Below are 16,179 nucleotides of genomic sequence, written 5' to 3' on the forward strand. Positions count from 1 at the left end.
CGGCAAGCGTAGCGCCGCCGGGCATCAAACGGCTAATTACTTAACAGGAATTGCTTTCAGCAGCTCAGTCAGCAGCGTCCAGTAGTGACCGACGCTTTCAATGTGAACCTGCTCATCCGGGGAGTGTGGCCCGGTGATGGTTGGCCCGATGGAGACCATGTCCATATCCGGATACGGTTTCTTGAACAGACCACACTCCAGACCCGCGTGAATAACCTGAATGTTCGGGGTGCTGTTGAACAGACGCTGATAAGTTTCACGCACCAGTGCCATGACAGGAGAACTTGCATCCGGCTGCCAGCCCGGGTAGCTGCCTTTTGCAGACGTTTTCGCGCCCGCCAGGGTACCCAGAGATTCCAGCATGCTCACAACGTACTCTTTACCGCTGTCGATCAGGGAACGGATCAGGCAGATGATCTCTGCGCTGTCGTCACCCATGGTCACCACGCCCACGTTCAGGGAGGTTTCCACCACGCCTTTCGCCACGTCAGAGTTGCGGATCACGCCGTTTGGCGTTGCGTTCAGCAGCTGGACGAACGTGTCACGAGACTGTGCGGTCAGCGCGGCTTTATCCGTCGTAACGGACTCCAGCACCACCGTCAGGTTTTTCTCTTTTGCAGACAGTTCGTTTTTCAGGATCTCCAGATACACGCTGGAGAGTTTTTTCAGCTCGTCCGCTTTCGCCGCAGATACCGCCACGGTAGCGAAGGCTTCGCGAGGGATCGCGTTGCGCAGAGTACCGCCGTTGAAGTCCACCAGGCGCAGATCCAGTTCAGCGGCATGGCCCGCCAGGAAACGCGCCAGCAGTTTGTTGGCGTTGCCCAGGCCCAGGTGAATATCACCGCCGGAGTGACCACCTTTCAGCCCTTTCAGCGTCAGCTTAAAGGTCTCGAATCCGGCAGGGATCGCTTCGCGGGACAGCGGCAGGGTAGAGATGAAATCGATCCCGCCCGCGCAGCCCATGTAGATCTCACCCTCTTCTTCGGAGTCGGTGTTGATCAGAATGTCCGCTTGCAGCCAGTTTGCCTGGAGACCGAACGCGCCATCCATGCCCGCTTCTTCAGTCATGGTCAGCAGCACTTCCAGCGGACCGTGTTCAACGCTGTCGTCAGCCAGCACGGCCAGCGCGGAAGCCATACCAATGCCGTTATCTGCGCCTAGGGTCGTGCCGCGCGCCTTCACCCACTCGCCGTCGATGTACGGCTGAATCGGGTCTTTTGTGAAGTCGTGAACGGTATCGTTGTTTTTCTGCGGAACCATATCCAGGTGCGCCTGCAATACCACTGGCTTACGGTTTTCCATACCTGCGGTGGCAGGTTTGCGGATAAGAATATTGCCAACCTGGTCGCGCTCAGCGTGCAGACCTTTTTCCTTCGCCCAACCCATAATATGTTCGGCAAGCTGTTCTTCGTGATAGGAAGGGTGCGGAATGGAGCAGATTTTGGCAAAAATATCCCACAGCGGCTGTGGAGATAATTGAGACAGTTCAGACACGATAGGTCTCCTTGTCGATGCGCTGCAAAACAATGTTGCAGGTCACAGGGTTAGCAGGTTAATCGTTACCACAAGTCAGGCTTGCGAGATGCAACTGAGAATACCACTTTCTCCCGTGGCTGGTAGCATTAAGCATGTAAAAACTCAGGCTCATGGCGCGTAACACTGGTTTTTAGTGCGTCAGATCTCTATAATCTCGCGCAACCTGGTTCACCCTCATTTTTTTTTAAGCCGTATATAAACAGGCTGGGACACTTCACATGAGCGAAAAATACGTCGTCACCTGGGACATGTTGCAGATTCACGCACGCAAACTGGCTGCGCGTCTGATGCCTTCCGAACAGTGGAAAGGCATTATTGCCGTCAGCCGTGGCGGTCTGGTACCGGGGGCGCTGCTGGCACGTGAGCTGGGTATTCGTCATGTCGATACCGTATGTATCTCCAGCTACGATCACGACAACCAGCGCGAACTGAAAGTGCTGAAACGCGCGGAAGGCGACGGTGAAGGCTTTATCGTTATCGACGATCTGGTGGACACCGGCGGTACTGCGGTGGCTATCCGCGAAATGTATCCAAAAGCGCACTTCGTCACTATCTTCGCGAAACCAGCGGGTCGCCCACTGGTTGATGATTACGTTATTGATATCCCGCAGGATACCTGGATTGAACAGCCATGGGATATGGGCGTGGTCTTCGTACCGCCTATCTCTGGCCGTTAATTTCAGTACGTAACTTTACACGCCCGGTTATGCCGGGCGTTGTTCTTTTTAGCCTGCCACGCGTTACAATGGTCTTCATATGACGTATCCATGGAGGCAACGCAATGACGCAGGCGAATCTTACCGAAACTCTCTTCAAACCCCGTTTCAAGCACCCTGAAACGTCGACGCTGGTGCGTCGGTTTAATCCGGGGACAATGCCTGCCGTTCAGTCAGCGTTAGACGGTAAGAACGTGCCCCACTGGTATCGAATGATTAACCGCCTGATGTGGATCTGGCGCGGCATCGATCCGCGTGAAATCCTCGACGTGCAGGCGCGTATCGTGATGAGTGAGTCCGAGCGTACCGACGGCGATCTCTACGATACGGTGGTGGGCTACCGTGGTGGAAACTGGATCTACGAATGGTCAAAGCAGGCCATGCTCTGGCAGCAAAAAGCGAGCCAGGAAGAAGACGCCACTCTCAGCGGAAAGCACTGGCTGCATGCGGCAAATCTGTACAGCATCGCTGCATATCCGCATCTTAAAGGCGACGAACTGGCAGAGCAGGCCCAGGCGCTGGCAAACCGGGCTTATGAAGAGGCCGCGCAGCGGTTGCCTGGCCGGATGCGTGAAATTGAGTTCGCCATTCCCGGTGGCAGCCCGGTGACCGGATTCCTGCATATGCCGGAGGGGGAAGGGCCGTTCCCGACGGTTCTGATGTGCGGTGGACTGGACTCGTTACAAATTGACTATTACAGCCTGTATGAGCGCTACTTTGCCCCAAACGGAATCGCCATGCTGACGCTTGATATGCCTTCCATTGGTTTTTCATCCAAATGGAAACTTACGCAAGACTCCAGCCTGCTGCACCAGCATGCTTTAAAAGCGCTGGAGAATATCCCTTGGGTTGACCACACCCGGGTTGGCGCGTTTGGCTTCCGCTTTGGCGCTAACGTCGCGGTACGGCTTGCCTACCTTGAATCTTCACGCCTAAAGGCCGTCGCCTGTCTTGGCCCGGTGGTGCATGCTCTGTTAAGCGATCCTGCGCGTCAGGGTAGCGTTCCTGAGATGTATCTGGACGTGCTGGCGAGCCGACTTGGCATGCATGATGCTTCAGACGAAGCGTTGCGCATTGAACTTAATCGTTATTCATTAAAAACGCAGGGCTTACTCGGCCGCCGCTGCCCAACCCCGATGATGTCCGGTTTCTGGAAGAACGATCCGTTTAGCCCGGAAGAGGAGTCACGCTTAATCACGTCGTCATCTTCTGATGGTAAATTGCTGGAGGTACCCTTCAGCCCGGTGTACCAGAATTTTGACAAAGCGCTGAAAGAGATCACACGCTGGATCACGCAGAGATTGTGTTAATAGTTTGCTAAATTTCGTTGGTTTGGTAAAACAGTGCTTCACAAAAGGAGATCGCAATGACGTTACCGAGTGGACACCCGAAAAGTAGACTGATTAAGAAGTTCATGGCTCTTGGCCCGTATATTCGAGAAGAGCAGTGTGAAGAGAATCGCTTTTTTTTCGACTGCCTGGCTGTTTGCGTCAACGTGAAGCCTGCACCCGAAAAACGTGAGTTCTGGGGCTGGTGGATGGAAATGGAAGCACAGGAAAACCGTTTTACCTATAGCTATCAGTTTGGCCTGTTTAATAAAGACGGGCACTGGCAGGCGACGAGCATCAAAGATCAGGAAGTGATCGATCGCCTGGAGCATACGCTAAAAGAATTTCACGGCAAAGCTCGCGACCTGCTGGCAACGCTGGATCTGAAGCTGGAGCCTGCGGACGATTTTTCCAGCGAAGCGGTGAAACTGAGAGCCTGATGATGTCACAGCGCCGGGTGGCGGCTACGCCTTACCCGGCATGAAAAATGTACTATCCCGTATGCCCGGTAAGCACAGCGTCACCGGGCACAAAAAAACCGGCTCAGCGCCGGTTTTTTTATTACCACAACATCAGAACTGGTAGGTCATGCCCAGCGCAACGATATCATCGCTGCTTACGCCCAGTTTATTATCGTCATCGATCTGGTTGATCTTATAATCAACAAACGCAGACATATTTTTGTTGAAATAATATGTCGCACCTACGTCGATGTATTTCACGATATCTTCATCGCCGATACCTTCGATATCTTTGCCTTTAGACTGCACGTAGCCCAGAGATGGACGCAGACCAAAGTCAAATTGATATTGTGCGACCACTTCGAAGTTTTGCGCTTTATTTGCAAAGCCACCGGAAATAGGGGCCATATTGCGGGTTTCGGAATAGATAGTGGCCAGATAAATATCGTTGGCATCATATTTCAAACCGGTTGCCCAGCCTTCTGCTTTTTTACCTTCGCCGCGTGCCTGAAGGTTTTGATCGTTAGTGCGATCGGAGCTGGCATAGGCACCAATCACAGAAAAATCGCTGCCGCCGAAGTCATAGCTCAGGGAGGTACCGAAGCCGTCACCGTTTTGCTTCTTCACGTCGCGGTTTTGATTTTTGCCCTGGTATTGCAGGGTCATGTTCAGGCCGTCAACCAGGCCAAAGAAATCGGTATTACGGTATGTGGCCAGACCGGAGGCGCGTTTCGTCATGAAGTTATCGGTCTGCGCCAGGCCGTCACCGCCGAACTCCGGGAACATATCGGTGTATGCGGCGACGTCATACAGCGCGCCCAGGTTACGGCCGTAATCCAGTGAGCCGAAGTCTTTCAGTTTCAGCCCGGCAAATGCCAGACGTGTTTTTTGAGAAGAGTCGCTCTCAGCTTTGTTACCTGCGAACTCAGCTTCCCAACGTCCGTAGCCGGTCAGCTGATCGTTAATCTGCGTTTCACCCTTAAAGCCGAAACGAACGTAAGTCTGGTCACCATCCTTAGCGTCATCATCACTGATGTAGTGCATTGCTTTTACTTTGCCGTACACGTCCAGTTTATTCCCGTTTTTATTATAAACTTCTGCTGCCTGAACAGATGCGGAAGCAACTACGCCCATTACCACTAATGCCAGAGTGCTCTTTTTCATTTTCAATCCTGATTTTATAAAAACGCGCTAATATTCGCTGAGCAATAAGATTCGACTTATTACCCCGTGAAAAACAGGAAGGGTTTTATCGTTCGTGGGTGAAAGTTTTATGACAAAGTAAGAATATGTCTAAAAAAGTATGTTTTAATTTTTCGGTAATAAAATTGTCAAAATCTGCCGCTACGCTTCCTGATCCCGCGCAACAAAGTGACGGGTCATGCGCTAAGGCAGTTGGCAACGGAGCTGACACCTGTTAAAACGTCTGACTGACATCATTTTCCCTTATTGTTGAACGGCAGAGAATCATGAGTGACAGCCAGACGCTGGTGGTAAAACTCGGTACCAGTGTGTTAACAGGCGGATCGCGCCGCCTGAATCGTGCCCATATCGTTGAGCTTGTACGTCAGTGCGCTCAGTTGCATGCCGCAGGGCATCGTATTGTGATTGTGACTTCCGGGGCGATTGCCGCCGGGCGTGAACACCTGGGCTACCCCGAACTCCCCGCGACGATCGCCTCCAAACAGCTGCTGGCCGCTGTGGGACAAAGCCGACTTATACAGCTCTGGGAACAACTGTTCTCCATCTACGGCATTCACGTCGGGCAGATGCTGCTGACGCGTGCGGATATGGAAGACAGAGAACGTTTCCTGAACGCCCGCGATACGCTGCGTGCGCTGCTGGATAACCATATCGTTCCGGTCATTAACGAAAACGACGCTGTTGCCACCGCTGAAATCAAAGTGGGCGACAACGATAACCTCTCTGCGCTGGCGGCGATCCTGGCAGGGGCCGATAAGCTGCTGCTTCTGACCGATCAGCAGGGGCTGTTTACCGCTGACCCGCGCTCTAATCCACAGGCTGAACTGATCAAAGACGTTCATGGCATTGACGATGCGCTGCGTGCCATTGCGGGTGACAGCGTTTCTGGTCTGGGGACAGGCGGCATGGGCACCAAGCTCCAGGCCGCGGACGTGGCGTGCCGAGCCGGTATCGACACCATCATCGCCGCGGGCAGCCGTCCGGGTGTGATCGGTGATGTGATGGAAGGCATCTCTGTGGGCACTCGCTTCCACGCCCAGGCGTCCCCGCTGGAAAACCGAAAACGCTGGATCTTTGGTGCGCCCCCGGCTGGCGAATTGACCGTGGATGAAGGCGCGACCGCCGCTATTCTGGAAAGAGGAAGCTCGTTACTTCCAAAAGGAATTAAAAGCGTGACAGGCAACTTCTCGCGTGGTGAAGTGATCCGAATCCGTAACCTTGAAGGTCGCGACATCGCTCATGGCGTAAGTCGTTATAACAGCGACGCGTTGCGTCGGATTGCTGGTCACCATTCCCAGCAGATCGACGCCATCCTGGGCTATGAATATGGCCCGGTTGCCGTGCATCGTGACGACATGATTATTCGTTAAGGAGCCAGAACATGCTGGAACAAATGGGCGCAGCCGCGAAAGCCGCCTCTTATAAACTGGCGCTCCTTTCCAGCCGCGAGAAAAATCGCGTGCTGGAAAAAATCGCTGATTATCTGGAATCTCAGTCGCAGGAAATTTTGCTCGCCAACGAGCAGGATCTGCTGGAAGCGCGTCGCAACGGCTTGAGTGAAGCGATGCTCGATCGTCTGGCGCTGACCCCGGCGCGTCTGAAAGGTATTGCCGACGACGTCCGTCAGGTGTGCAACCTCGCCGACCCGGTAGGGCAGGTGATTGACGGTGGGGTGCTCGACAGCGGATTACGCCTTGAGCGTCGCCGCGTGCCGCTTGGCGTCATTGGGGTGATTTACGAAGCGCGTCCAAACGTGACGGTGGATGTCGCCTCCCTGTGCCTGAAGACCGGTAATGCCGCGATCCTGCGTGGCGGGAAGGAGACCTGGCGCACCAACGCCGCGACGGTAAACGTCATTCAGCAGGCGCTGGAGGAGTGTGGTTTACCGGCGGGTGCCGTGCAGGCGATTGAAAGCCCCGACCGTGCGCTGGTCAACGAGATGCTGCGCATGGACAAATACATCGACATGCTCATCCCACGCGGCGGCGCGGGCTTGCACAAGCTGTGCCGTGAGCAATCTACCATTCCGGTGATCACCGGTGGTATTGGCGTATGCCATATCGTAGTGGATGACACCGCGGAGGTAGAACCTGCGCTGAAGATTATCGTCAACGCTAAAACACAGCGTCCAAGCACCTGTAATACGGTGGAAACGCTGCTGGTGCATCAGGGCATCGCCAGTACCTTCCTGCCAGCGCTGAGCAAGCAGATGGCGGAAAGTGGCGTCACGCTGCATGCGGATGAGAAGTCTCTCGCCCTGCTGAAAGACGGTCCGGCGAAGGTCGTTCCGGTTAACGCGGAGCAGTACGACGATGAGTATTTGTCGCTGGATCTGAACGTGAAGGTGGTTGCGGATCTCGATGACGCTATTGCGCACATTCGTGAACACGGAACCCAGCATTCTGACGCGATCCTGACGCGCACCCTGCGCAATGCCGATCGGTTTGTGAATGAAGTGGATTCGTCTGCGGTTTACGTGAATGCCTCGACGCGCTTCACCGATGGCGGCCAGTTTGGTCTGGGCGCGGAGGTGGCTGTGAGCACTCAGAAGCTGCACGCCCGCGGTCCGATGGGGCTGGAAGCACTGACCACCTACAAGTGGATCGGCTACGGTGATGATACGATTCGTGGGTAAATAATCGCGGGTGATGCAAAAATAGCCGTTTGATTCAAAAGGGCATTGACGCATCACCCGGTTAGATCTACTCTTTTGCCCCGTGGTTACGCTCGTAACCGGCCTTTCAGGGCCGATATAGCTCAGTTGGTAGAGCAGCGCATTCGTAATGCGAAGGTCGTAGGTTCGACTCCTATTATCGGCACCATCAACAGAAAATCCCGTAAAAACAGCATTCTTTAGCATGTTTATCTAACGGTTTGTAACTTCTGTTCTAACGTCTGTTAGCACTGGTAAACGCCTTTGCGTTGTATCGGCTCAAGTATTGTACAACGTACTGGCGGGTAGTTACCAGGCTCAAGCCCGAACAGCATTAGAAATTATGCCATCCCTTGAAGCTAAAAGAGTTGCCGGACTCTCTAAACACATCACTTGAACCCTTAGCGATACGTTCCGCGCTTCGTGCGGCGCTCAATGATGCTACACGTCGAGATGACGTTGCAGAGAATAAACAGGCGTAATGTTGGGAAGACTAACCGGATCGGGAAAGAATCCGGCTCTGCCACGGTTTCGATCACCGGAGTATAACGATCACCTGATAAGAGAACGTGCTAAGGCTTTATCCTCCCTGCGAAGGGATTACACCCTGCGGAAGCGCTACGCGCCGCCTTTTCTTATGTGCCCAACACGGCACGTAATGGTCATCCATTATCTGCACGATTGTAACTTTCGTTGTACTGTCTCTCTGCTGTACGTTGAGCGCTGGCAGATTCAGCGGAGGTGATATCATGTCAAAAGCCACGAATAAGGCAGCCACTAAGCGCAACAACCGTAAGATTCACGCTCGTAAATTCCTTGCTACGCCAGAAGGTAAAGCTTGGCTTGCTAAGAAGCAGGAAGAGCGAGAGGAAATCAAGCTGGCGCGAACGGCTAACAACATGTTTTAAGCTACCCATCACGGTGCTAAATGGCTTATATCGTCTAAAATCTATTAGTTGCACAATTTAGTGGGCTCTTTCTTTGGAGACACTCACCTTGACTGGAGAGCAACGAGATTTTGTTGAGTCAATGTATCAGGATAATACTAACAGTAGGGGGATGGTAATGACCAATAAGCAGTTACGTATCCACTATGGGTTTCATGGAAAACATAAAGAGAAAATTATTGAATGGGACGGATGTGATCAAATCAATACCGTGTTGTCAGCGCTTGTTGAAGATTTGAATATACCGACAGCTACTCAGACAGTTAACCTCCTTGAGCATGGCATTGATGATGTTTTCTTCTTTGATGAAGTAAGCAAAAAGTGGGAAGAGATCCCTACAAAATGGTTGGCAAGGGCATAAGGGGGCGATGTCCCCTTTATTTTATTTTTTAATATCGCCAGTACATTGCTACTCCATTGAGACCAGTGTTTCCATACATCCGCTTGAGGATGGTTGAGAACAAACTGAAGTATAACCGCCGAAAGGCTCAGCACCAGAATAGCCACATGCAGCGCAACGCTGTGCTGCTGCTTGAGCGCCTTGCTGGACGTTCACTTTAGGGGGGCGAACATCCCGAAAGAATAACTCGTTTTTACAGTCCCATCAGACTTGCTACCACCAGTTAGAACCTGTTGTTTCTATACAGCACACCCAGACAGAAGCAGAGAAGAAGCTAACAACATCAATAAACTTTTACGCATCAAGGATCATCCCTACCAAGAGTTTTTGTGTTAAGTTGTTGCGGTAAGATTGCTAACTTAAAATATAGCCTCAAAAACTTTAAGAGTTTTCTTAATGATTTCTGTCTGATTCTTGAAAGAAGGAATAATAGTTGCTGCGCGTGATAATGTTAATTGTTTCTATCTTGGCATTACCTGAAACATTAGGTTGCTCTTTTATTGTGTTCTTGTTTGTGAATAACTGGTTAAGTAAACAGGAGGCGATTGCCATCGCGCGTATTATTGCCGTCGAGATGCGTTCATCTGGTTATATAGATAGTTTCGAACTTCGTGTGAGCAGATTTGGGGCGAAGAAGTTTTTTAGTATGTTTGGGGAGTTTTACCTCAACCAATTTGATCCCGACACACGAGAGAGAAAGTATCAGGGGGATGTATCTCTGCAAGGTGTGGGTAATGTGTACTGTGAGTTCACTTATGATCACTACAAGTTTACCAAGTGCACCCTCACTGCTGGTGTGTTCTGATTACTTTCCAAATGCTCTGGTGCGCCTTGCGCTAACCTTTCAGTCTCATGAGCGCCAGCGGCAGTACAATCAAGCGTTTCATATTGCTCACTCCCAAATGTTTGCAAGGGCAGCGCCCACGCTCTTAACGTCAATTTTCAAATAGTTCATGGTGACTTTGGGATCTGAGTGGTTCAGCGCTTTCATTGCTAAAGCCAAATTCCCGTTAGACTTCTCCCACACCTGTGTGGCAGAAAACTTGCGAAAAGAATGGCATCCTACTGTTCCTTTGATCCCCACATTCTCCGCAGCCTGTTTGATCTCACGGTTCACCTGTTCACGGCTGACAGGGGCTTTTCCTGATGCACGATTGCTGTGTGACGTAAAAACATATTCGTCTTTCGGGAATGCCTGGCGGCGACGTTCTACAATCTCCCACACCTTCGCAGGGACGATGATTTCTTTCTTCTTGCACGTCTTACTCTCCAGCACTTCCAGCGTATTTCCTTCCTTGAACTGGGTGAACTTTAAATTCACCGTATCCCCGACACGTAAGCATAAAGAGGCCATTGTTACCGCTACGTCTGCGAATAGCTGTTTGTTATGACTTTCAAGCCAGTTAATCAGCTTAAAAGCCTCTGCCTGGGTGATTATCTTCGTGGTCGCCATCTGCTTATCTCCGTAAATCTTGAAACTGTGAAATAAGATTATGATCGTTTTCAGTAAGTTACAACTATTCAATCTCACATTTTTTGACGGAGTGGTGGAAGGTTGCGCCATTTCCAGCACTACTGAACGCGAAAAAGCACGGACTCCTGTTTGAAATTCGAACAATTTAGGAATATCTTGAACGAAATCATAATGTTGGCAAGTCTAAACAGATGTTTGAACGTTGCCAAATCCTGGCGAGGCTATGCACGGTTTATGCAGATTCATTGCATATCTTAAAGAGGAAAGTTGAAGGTAAAGTGGTTAATGTCATCTAAATCAATTGCTTAGGTGTTCTATCTCACATTAGTATAGAACCTTGAGGTAGGGATATTGCACCGTAGATGATAATGATTCCCATCTGAGTTGATTGCATCAAGAAATGATTAGAATGCTAATTAATTGGCGGGTTTCGGCATGAAAAAAGAAACATCGTTTCAATTTAGAAAACTCGTTCAGCACATTGCAGCTGTCATGAAAGTGTACATTGTGGACAATGATCGCTGTGAGCCGCACGGCGCAAGGCTTTCGTATAAGTGATGAAAGATACTTTGAAAGTGAGAAAGGCGCTCAGAGAGCGTTACAGGCTGGTTATTTAGGATGGAATAAGCATCGCTATACCTGGTATTTAGAATGTATTTAGCGTGGGGTTTTTCCGGCGCTATGGAGGCGAGTATTCGCGATTAACACGCAATCATGAGTGAAACGAGGGATGTAGGGTTAATTCTCCATAAAGTGGACTGTACAATTTGGTATGCGCTGATCACGCGCATGAAAGTAACCTCTACTGAAAGTTATTGTTGAGAAGAGATTTTTCCTGTATAGAAACTTGTCATGTTCGCTTCACTCACTGACACAAACCAACTACTAACTACCCTTAATTAAATTAAGGTTATTAATTATCTCTCTTATGTTCTCGTATTCCTCGAACATACATCATTGTGCAGGATGATCATGAGCAGATACTTTTTCATGCGACATTCACCCGCTGATCGCTGGTTCATTGTGAGCCTACACTTTCCGAAGGTATCAAAATAAATGTAAAAGGGCTTATCATTTAAAATGATACCCCCTCTTACGTGATACCCTCGTAATCAGCTTGATTGTGCAAATGGCGTAGCCATAAGATCGGCTCGCTCGCATGAAGAGCCGGAAATGATACCCCTATCAACTTTGACAGGAGTACCCCTATCAAGATTGATACCCCTGTCAGAACTGATACCCCCTACCCCTATCAACTTTGACAGGAGTACCCCTATCAAGTCTGATACCCGATAAGAATAAGTTAATAACAATTAACCTAATAAGAATGATCTTTATTCTTTTATGGTTTCGCGCTGGTCGCAAAGATCATTTGCCTGGCGTCTATCGCCGTCACTCCTGGCAAGCAGCCTTACTCCGCTACCTTTCGGGCTACGTTGGCTGGCCTCGTTCCGCTCACGACGCTACGCAAGTTACACCCCTCTGTGATTGTGCCAGGCTTTTGGCCTTCGTGAAACGAGGCACAATATCTTTGCGCTGTGCGCAGAATTACCATCTGAACAACTATCGTTGTCCATCTGATAAGCCGACTAACTTCAACTCTCACCCTCCATTTCATTACGTGCAAGGTTTCAGAAAGTCAGTGGCTAAGGCTTCACTATCACTCGTACCGTGTGCCAGTTCATCCAGCCTCAATCCAATACCAACACCTACTATCCTGATAACTACCGTTATCCCTCTGTAGTTATGCTATTGGTTTCGGTAAGTGCCAGAGGGCGCACAGGAAGCCCGTAGAGCGCTTTAAACGGTGCAGGGAATACCGATGTGGTGCATGTGTATGCAAACCTCGTATGACGCGATACAGCGCGTTTTATGGTGATTGATAGAGGTTGATCTCAACTGAAGGGTGTGATATGATCTGAAGTGGGTAAAAATAATCATTGACAGCATGGATTTTTTGTGTTAGAGTAGTATTAAGAGCTAAGAAAAAGATTCTTACCTTCTATCTCTGAGGTGTTCAGCCTCTTAAACAATCTAAATTACACTGCACTATCAGGCAACGTTATTAACGTTCTCCCTAGATGGTGTTTTCGTTTATCTCACGCAAGGAGAACCAAAATTAAGTATTTTGACATTGACACTACGGTGTCACAGCTTGTAAATGGCGAGGTCACTCGCTTTCAGATTAAAGCAATCCGCAACACCAACCGCAGACAAGGTTATAAAGATCGTGAAGAGTTCTTTAATGAAGTGCTTCGCCGTTTCGATCTAATCCGAGCGGAACAGAAAGAAACTAACGAATAAACCAGGAGGAGAAACCAAATGAGCGAAATCCAGAAGAAGAAACAACCACGCACTTGTCTACATATTCCAGATGAAACCTTCCAGGTTTTATTCAGAGAAGCGAGAAGTCAGAGAGTGACCGTCACAGAATACATTCTCAACGTTCTGAATAAAGAGGCAGTCAATCTTAACAAGGGCAAGTGATCCCATTATCACCATAGTAGCGCCGTGAGCGCGATTACATCGAAGGATATTTAATGACAAAACACACTACGCCATTTCTGATGGTGGATTATGACCTACTCGGATTCAATTCCGTAGAAGTTAACGGCGAAACGCACGAAGTAAAACTCCATCACAAGATTGTATATTCCTATCTTTTGAGTTTATCCGGCACATTTAAACAGGTGACACCTTCGTTAACTGGTATTGGTAAACGGCTCGGACTTGGTACAGATCAAACTGTACGCCGCCACATTAAAGACCTCGTGTCTTTTGGTTGGGTGCAAGTTGTTAGTGAAGGCCGAAAAGGGATGACGAACATTTACATTGTTCTGCCATATCACCAGAAGCCACCTGTAACAGTGTCTGACGAAGTGCCAGCCCCTGAGCCAGTGAAGACAGTAGAAACCCACGAAGACACACCAGCGATAACGCCTCAAAGAATCCGTACTTCTGACGCAGTGAAACACCTGTTTGAAAATCTCTCACAACGACGAGAGGACGAGAGCTTTTATTCCTGGTCATCAAGAGTGCTTCAACGAATCGGAATAGATCATTCAATGGGAATCGAGCAACTATTTCAGGAAACACACCCGTATGAATACACCCAGATTGAACAATCAACGATACCATTTTAACGGAGACCTAATTGATACAATACATAAAATTGAACAACACAAACCAGATACAGATCAACGATAGCGGGAAGGGCGTTTATTATGCGCTTATCTGGTTCTGGAAGGGCAGAAAAACTAAAATTTCTTACGGAGAGCTATCTGATAAATCCGGTGTAAGTGATAACGGGATCAGGTTCTGGCTTCGTGCGCTGCGAAACATTGGTGTGATTGATATCGATGATGAAAGCCATTATCTCTCATTCACGCTGAAACACATCGAACGAGACAATGTAGAATTTATCTACTCTAATTTCTAAAACACACAATAGGGAAACTTTTATGATCATCGCTATGTATTGGTTATTTGCATTTTACGCAGTATGGACATTAACGAGAAAACACGGAGTTTCCCTCAACGAGAAATGAATGGGACGAAAAGAACGAAATCCAATTAAACGGATAGAACAAGCAACACGCGCCAGCAAACGTAAATACACCTCTTCTCTACAAGACCTCACCCGAGAGTTTATTCCAGGAGAATGGATCACCGAAATAATAGAATACCCTGCAACGGTGCCCGTAGGGGCAGAGTATGAACTATTGCAGGATGTTTTAGCATCTTCGGATAACGTCTTCTATAAACCACGCCGCCGCCGTGAATACCGTGTTGATTCATCGAATCTTAAGAGGTGGCAGCTATACGCAGAAAACTATATTGACTGGGTGGGGTATTCCCAAACTAACGGCTTATCTCACCACATACAAGATTTTGACATTCTCTTTGACGACAAGGAAAACAACAATGAATAATAAAACTATGGACATCGTGAACACCCTAATTAACTCTTTCCACGATATCTGGCATTTACCAGCCGTGCAGCTTGTTAATAAGGCGTGGCGTGAGAGAACGCCCTCCGCGCTCCTGGAGGCGGTGCAATACACTGAACAGGCAATCACTGCCCTTGAACACTGGTATGCTGCTGTAGAGCACCTGGTGCAGATGAACGGGGATACCGTCACCGTGGATCAGGCGTGGCGCATTGCCAATGATATGGAGGAACTCGCCTTGGCTATGCAACACATTACCGTTGAACTCGGAGAGCTTGCCATCCAGATCGCGGAAGAATTCGCATAACATAAAAGTCACGAAATGTCTTGGCATATTGTGCTATTTGTGTCATAATAGAGATAAGGGTTGAGTATTCGAATCACTTCTCCCATAGATGGCTACTCCTCCCTTGTAGGGTAGCCCTCTTCTCTAAAATCATTCCTTCTGTGATTTTTGGTTGTGTCCTTTATTGCTACGTTTCCCTTGTTTCTAACAAGGGATCTCCACTGCCTTATTTATTGCTTGTCACAGTAAATAGGGGATATCCGGTGGAGAGCACCTTCTAAGGGTAGTAATTCACAACGAGTGATTTTATAGAAGAGCAATCCCGCTCTTTACAACTGAAATCGTTATACGTCTTTATAATGCGCAGTTGTCAGACAATACAGAGAATTCAGACACTGGAACATTTTTTCTTTAGTCGAGTTGTATTGTCTCCTTATTAATTATTAAGTCGAAAGGCTTGGTAGTGATAAGAAATTCCATAGGGCGATCATTCATCCTAAGCGTGTTTTGCAACGACACGGAATGATCCCCAGGCTGGTTTATAAGATTTCCAGCTATCCCAAAGAAGCGGCTTTATTGCCGCTTTCTTTTTATCCCACAGTAACAAATAAGTTAATGCAACGCGAAGGAAACAAAAAAGATGTTTCTACTTAATAACAAATCGCGTGTACTCAAATATAAAAATGATGTTCTCACCGTCAATCCTCAGATGATTGAGATGGTGGCTCAGTATGCTGGTTGTTCGGTTGATGAAGTGATCAAAGCGATGGATACGTATTTTCCTGACGAATCACCAAAACAAGAAACCACTATTCAGGATTTGATTGCACGTAAAGTAAAGGAATCAACCAAACAATGATTATTGATCTTGATACGCTGTTCCCGCAGCGCCTATCACCAACTGATATTGTCAGTTATGCCACAGACACTTTCGCCTCTGTGGAAAGCAAAATTTTTGCATCTCTTCCTGCTGATGTTGAATGCGGCGATGTGCTTGATAGCACGGGTGCTCTCTACGCCTCCGGCGCTGATGCCTTTGTGGTAGTTAGTGAATTTATCACTGCCGGATCGAATAAAGCTGTGAACGTCCTACGCTCTCCGGCGCGTGGCTCTCTTGTCTGCATCAAATCGGACAACCTCACCGCTGCTGATGGCGCACACGATGCCGCTGTAGCTGCTCTGGCTGCTCAGGGCTTCCAGATGCGCGAATTCTTCACCAGTTAAT

Annotated in this window: 18 protein-coding genes and 1 tRNA gene; 15 read left to right on the forward strand and 4 right to left on the reverse strand. The window is 48.9% G+C overall.

Annotation, left to right across the window (positions count from 1 at the left end; translation table 11 throughout):
- Positions 1–36 precede the first annotated feature (36 nt).
- A complete protein-coding gene (gene pepD / locus ACWKXX_RS00130) occupies positions 37–1,494 on the reverse strand; it encodes a cytosol nonspecific dipeptidase (RefSeq protein ID WP_063151724.1) in 1,458 nt (485 codons plus the stop codon).
- Positions 1,495–1,754: 260 nt separating this feature from the next.
- Between pepD and gpt the strand changes: the two genes are divergently transcribed.
- From gpt to crl, 3 genes are all read left to right on the forward strand, one after another.
- The gene (gene gpt / locus ACWKXX_RS00135; protein WP_003863205.1) at positions 1,755–2,213 is read left to right on the forward strand and encodes a xanthine phosphoribosyltransferase; all 459 of its coding nucleotides are present in this window, start codon (positions 1,755–1,757) and stop codon (positions 2,211–2,213) included.
- A gap of 104 nt (positions 2,214–2,317) precedes the next feature.
- Positions 2,318–3,562 carry an esterase FrsA gene (gene frsA / locus ACWKXX_RS00140; RefSeq protein ID WP_017694464.1) on the forward strand — a complete coding sequence of 415 codons (1,245 nt, stop codon included), beginning with the start codon at positions 2,318–2,320 and terminating at the stop codon, positions 3,560–3,562.
- 56 nt (positions 3,563–3,618) lie between these two features.
- Positions 3,619–4,020, forward strand: coding sequence for a sigma factor-binding protein Crl (gene crl / locus ACWKXX_RS00145; RefSeq protein WP_006809999.1), 402 nt, complete (start codon positions 3,619–3,621; stop codon positions 4,018–4,020).
- Between the two features lie 132 nt (positions 4,021–4,152).
- On the opposite strand, the gene phoE is transcribed toward crl, so the two are convergent.
- The gene (gene phoE, locus ACWKXX_RS00150) at positions 4,153–5,205 is read right to left on the reverse strand and encodes a phosphoporin PhoE (RefSeq protein ID WP_048973781.1); all 1,053 of its coding nucleotides are present in this window, start codon (positions 5,203–5,205) and stop codon (positions 4,153–4,155) included.
- A 305-nt stretch (positions 5,206–5,510) separates the two neighbouring features.
- Here phoE and proB point away from each other — a divergent pair, with 305 nt between their 5' ends.
- The 5 genes from proB to ACWKXX_RS00175 all read left to right on the forward strand — a co-directional run bounded on the left by proB (position 5,511) and on the right by ACWKXX_RS00175 (position 9,205).
- Complete coding sequence (proB, locus tag ACWKXX_RS00155; RefSeq protein WP_015571369.1) at positions 5,511–6,614, forward strand: glutamate 5-kinase; 1,104 nt, start codon at positions 5,511–5,513, stop codon at positions 6,612–6,614.
- An 11-nt stretch (positions 6,615–6,625) separates the two neighbouring features.
- Positions 6,626–7,879, forward strand: coding sequence for a glutamate-5-semialdehyde dehydrogenase (proA, locus tag ACWKXX_RS00160; RefSeq protein WP_017694463.1), 1,254 nt, complete (start codon positions 6,626–6,628; stop codon positions 7,877–7,879).
- A 111-nt stretch (positions 7,880–7,990) separates the two neighbouring features.
- Positions 7,991–8,066: transfer RNA gene (locus ACWKXX_RS00165), tRNA-Thr, on the forward strand.
- 580 nt (positions 8,067–8,646) lie between these two features.
- Positions 8,647–8,805 (forward strand): hypothetical protein, encoded by a 159-nt coding sequence (locus ACWKXX_RS00170; RefSeq protein ID WP_023303150.1) that lies wholly within the window; start codon positions 8,647–8,649, stop codon positions 8,803–8,805.
- Positions 8,806–8,962: 157 nt separating this feature from the next.
- Entirely contained in the window at positions 8,963–9,205 is a 243-nt protein-coding gene (locus ACWKXX_RS00175) for a hypothetical protein (RefSeq protein ID WP_023303151.1), read from the forward strand.
- 48 nt (positions 9,206–9,253) lie between these two features.
- On the opposite strand, the gene yecR is transcribed toward ACWKXX_RS00175, so the two are convergent.
- Complete coding sequence (yecR, locus tag ACWKXX_RS00180) at positions 9,254–9,400, reverse strand: YecR-like lipofamily protein (protein ID WP_261666427.1); 147 nt, start codon at positions 9,398–9,400, stop codon at positions 9,254–9,256.
- A 277-nt stretch (positions 9,401–9,677) separates the two neighbouring features.
- Between yecR and ACWKXX_RS00185 the strand changes: the two genes are divergently transcribed.
- Entirely contained in the window at positions 9,678–10,049 is a 372-nt protein-coding gene (locus ACWKXX_RS00185; RefSeq protein WP_023303152.1) for a hypothetical protein, read from the forward strand.
- A gap of 87 nt (positions 10,050–10,136) precedes the next feature.
- Here the strand turns inward: ACWKXX_RS00185 and ACWKXX_RS00190 are convergent, their stop codons facing one another.
- Positions 10,137–10,697, reverse strand: a complete 561-nt coding sequence (locus tag ACWKXX_RS00190; RefSeq protein WP_023303153.1) for a tyrosine-type recombinase/integrase — start codon at positions 10,695–10,697, stop codon at positions 10,137–10,139.
- 2,343 nt (positions 10,698–13,040) lie between these two features.
- On the opposite strand from ACWKXX_RS00190, the gene ACWKXX_RS00195 reads away from it, so the two are divergent.
- The 6 genes from ACWKXX_RS00195 (at position 13,041) to ACWKXX_RS00220 (ending at position 16,178) form a co-directional block, all read left to right on the forward strand.
- Positions 13,041–13,205: a hypothetical protein gene (locus ACWKXX_RS00195; protein WP_261666426.1), complete on the forward strand. Its 165-nt coding sequence runs from the start codon at positions 13,041–13,043 to the stop codon at positions 13,203–13,205.
- A 53-nt stretch (positions 13,206–13,258) separates the two neighbouring features.
- Positions 13,259–13,861 carry a helix-turn-helix domain-containing protein gene (locus ACWKXX_RS00200; protein ID WP_100160586.1) on the forward strand — a complete coding sequence of 201 codons (603 nt, stop codon included), beginning with the start codon at positions 13,259–13,261 and terminating at the stop codon, positions 13,859–13,861.
- 405 nt (positions 13,862–14,266) lie between these two features.
- Positions 14,267–14,650 carry a hypothetical protein gene (locus ACWKXX_RS00205; RefSeq protein WP_454540753.1) on the forward strand — a complete coding sequence of 128 codons (384 nt, stop codon included), beginning with the start codon at positions 14,267–14,269 and terminating at the stop codon, positions 14,648–14,650.
- Positions 14,643–14,975 carry a hypothetical protein gene (locus tag ACWKXX_RS00210; protein WP_261666424.1) on the forward strand — a complete coding sequence of 111 codons (333 nt, stop codon included), beginning with the start codon at positions 14,643–14,645 and terminating at the stop codon, positions 14,973–14,975. The genes ACWKXX_RS00205 and ACWKXX_RS00210 overlap by 8 nt, the downstream gene beginning before the upstream one ends.
- Before the next feature lie 619 nt (positions 14,976–15,594).
- Complete coding sequence (locus ACWKXX_RS00215) at positions 15,595–15,813, forward strand: hypothetical protein (RefSeq protein WP_045350906.1); 219 nt, start codon at positions 15,595–15,597, stop codon at positions 15,811–15,813.
- Positions 15,810–16,178 carry a hypothetical protein gene (locus ACWKXX_RS00220; protein WP_261666423.1) on the forward strand — a complete coding sequence of 123 codons (369 nt, stop codon included), beginning with the start codon at positions 15,810–15,812 and terminating at the stop codon, positions 16,176–16,178. The genes ACWKXX_RS00215 and ACWKXX_RS00220 overlap by 4 nt, the downstream gene beginning before the upstream one ends.
- Position 16,179 lies beyond the last annotated feature (1 nt).

The sequence above is a fragment of the Enterobacter sp. UPMP2061 genome (assembly GCF_053709615.1).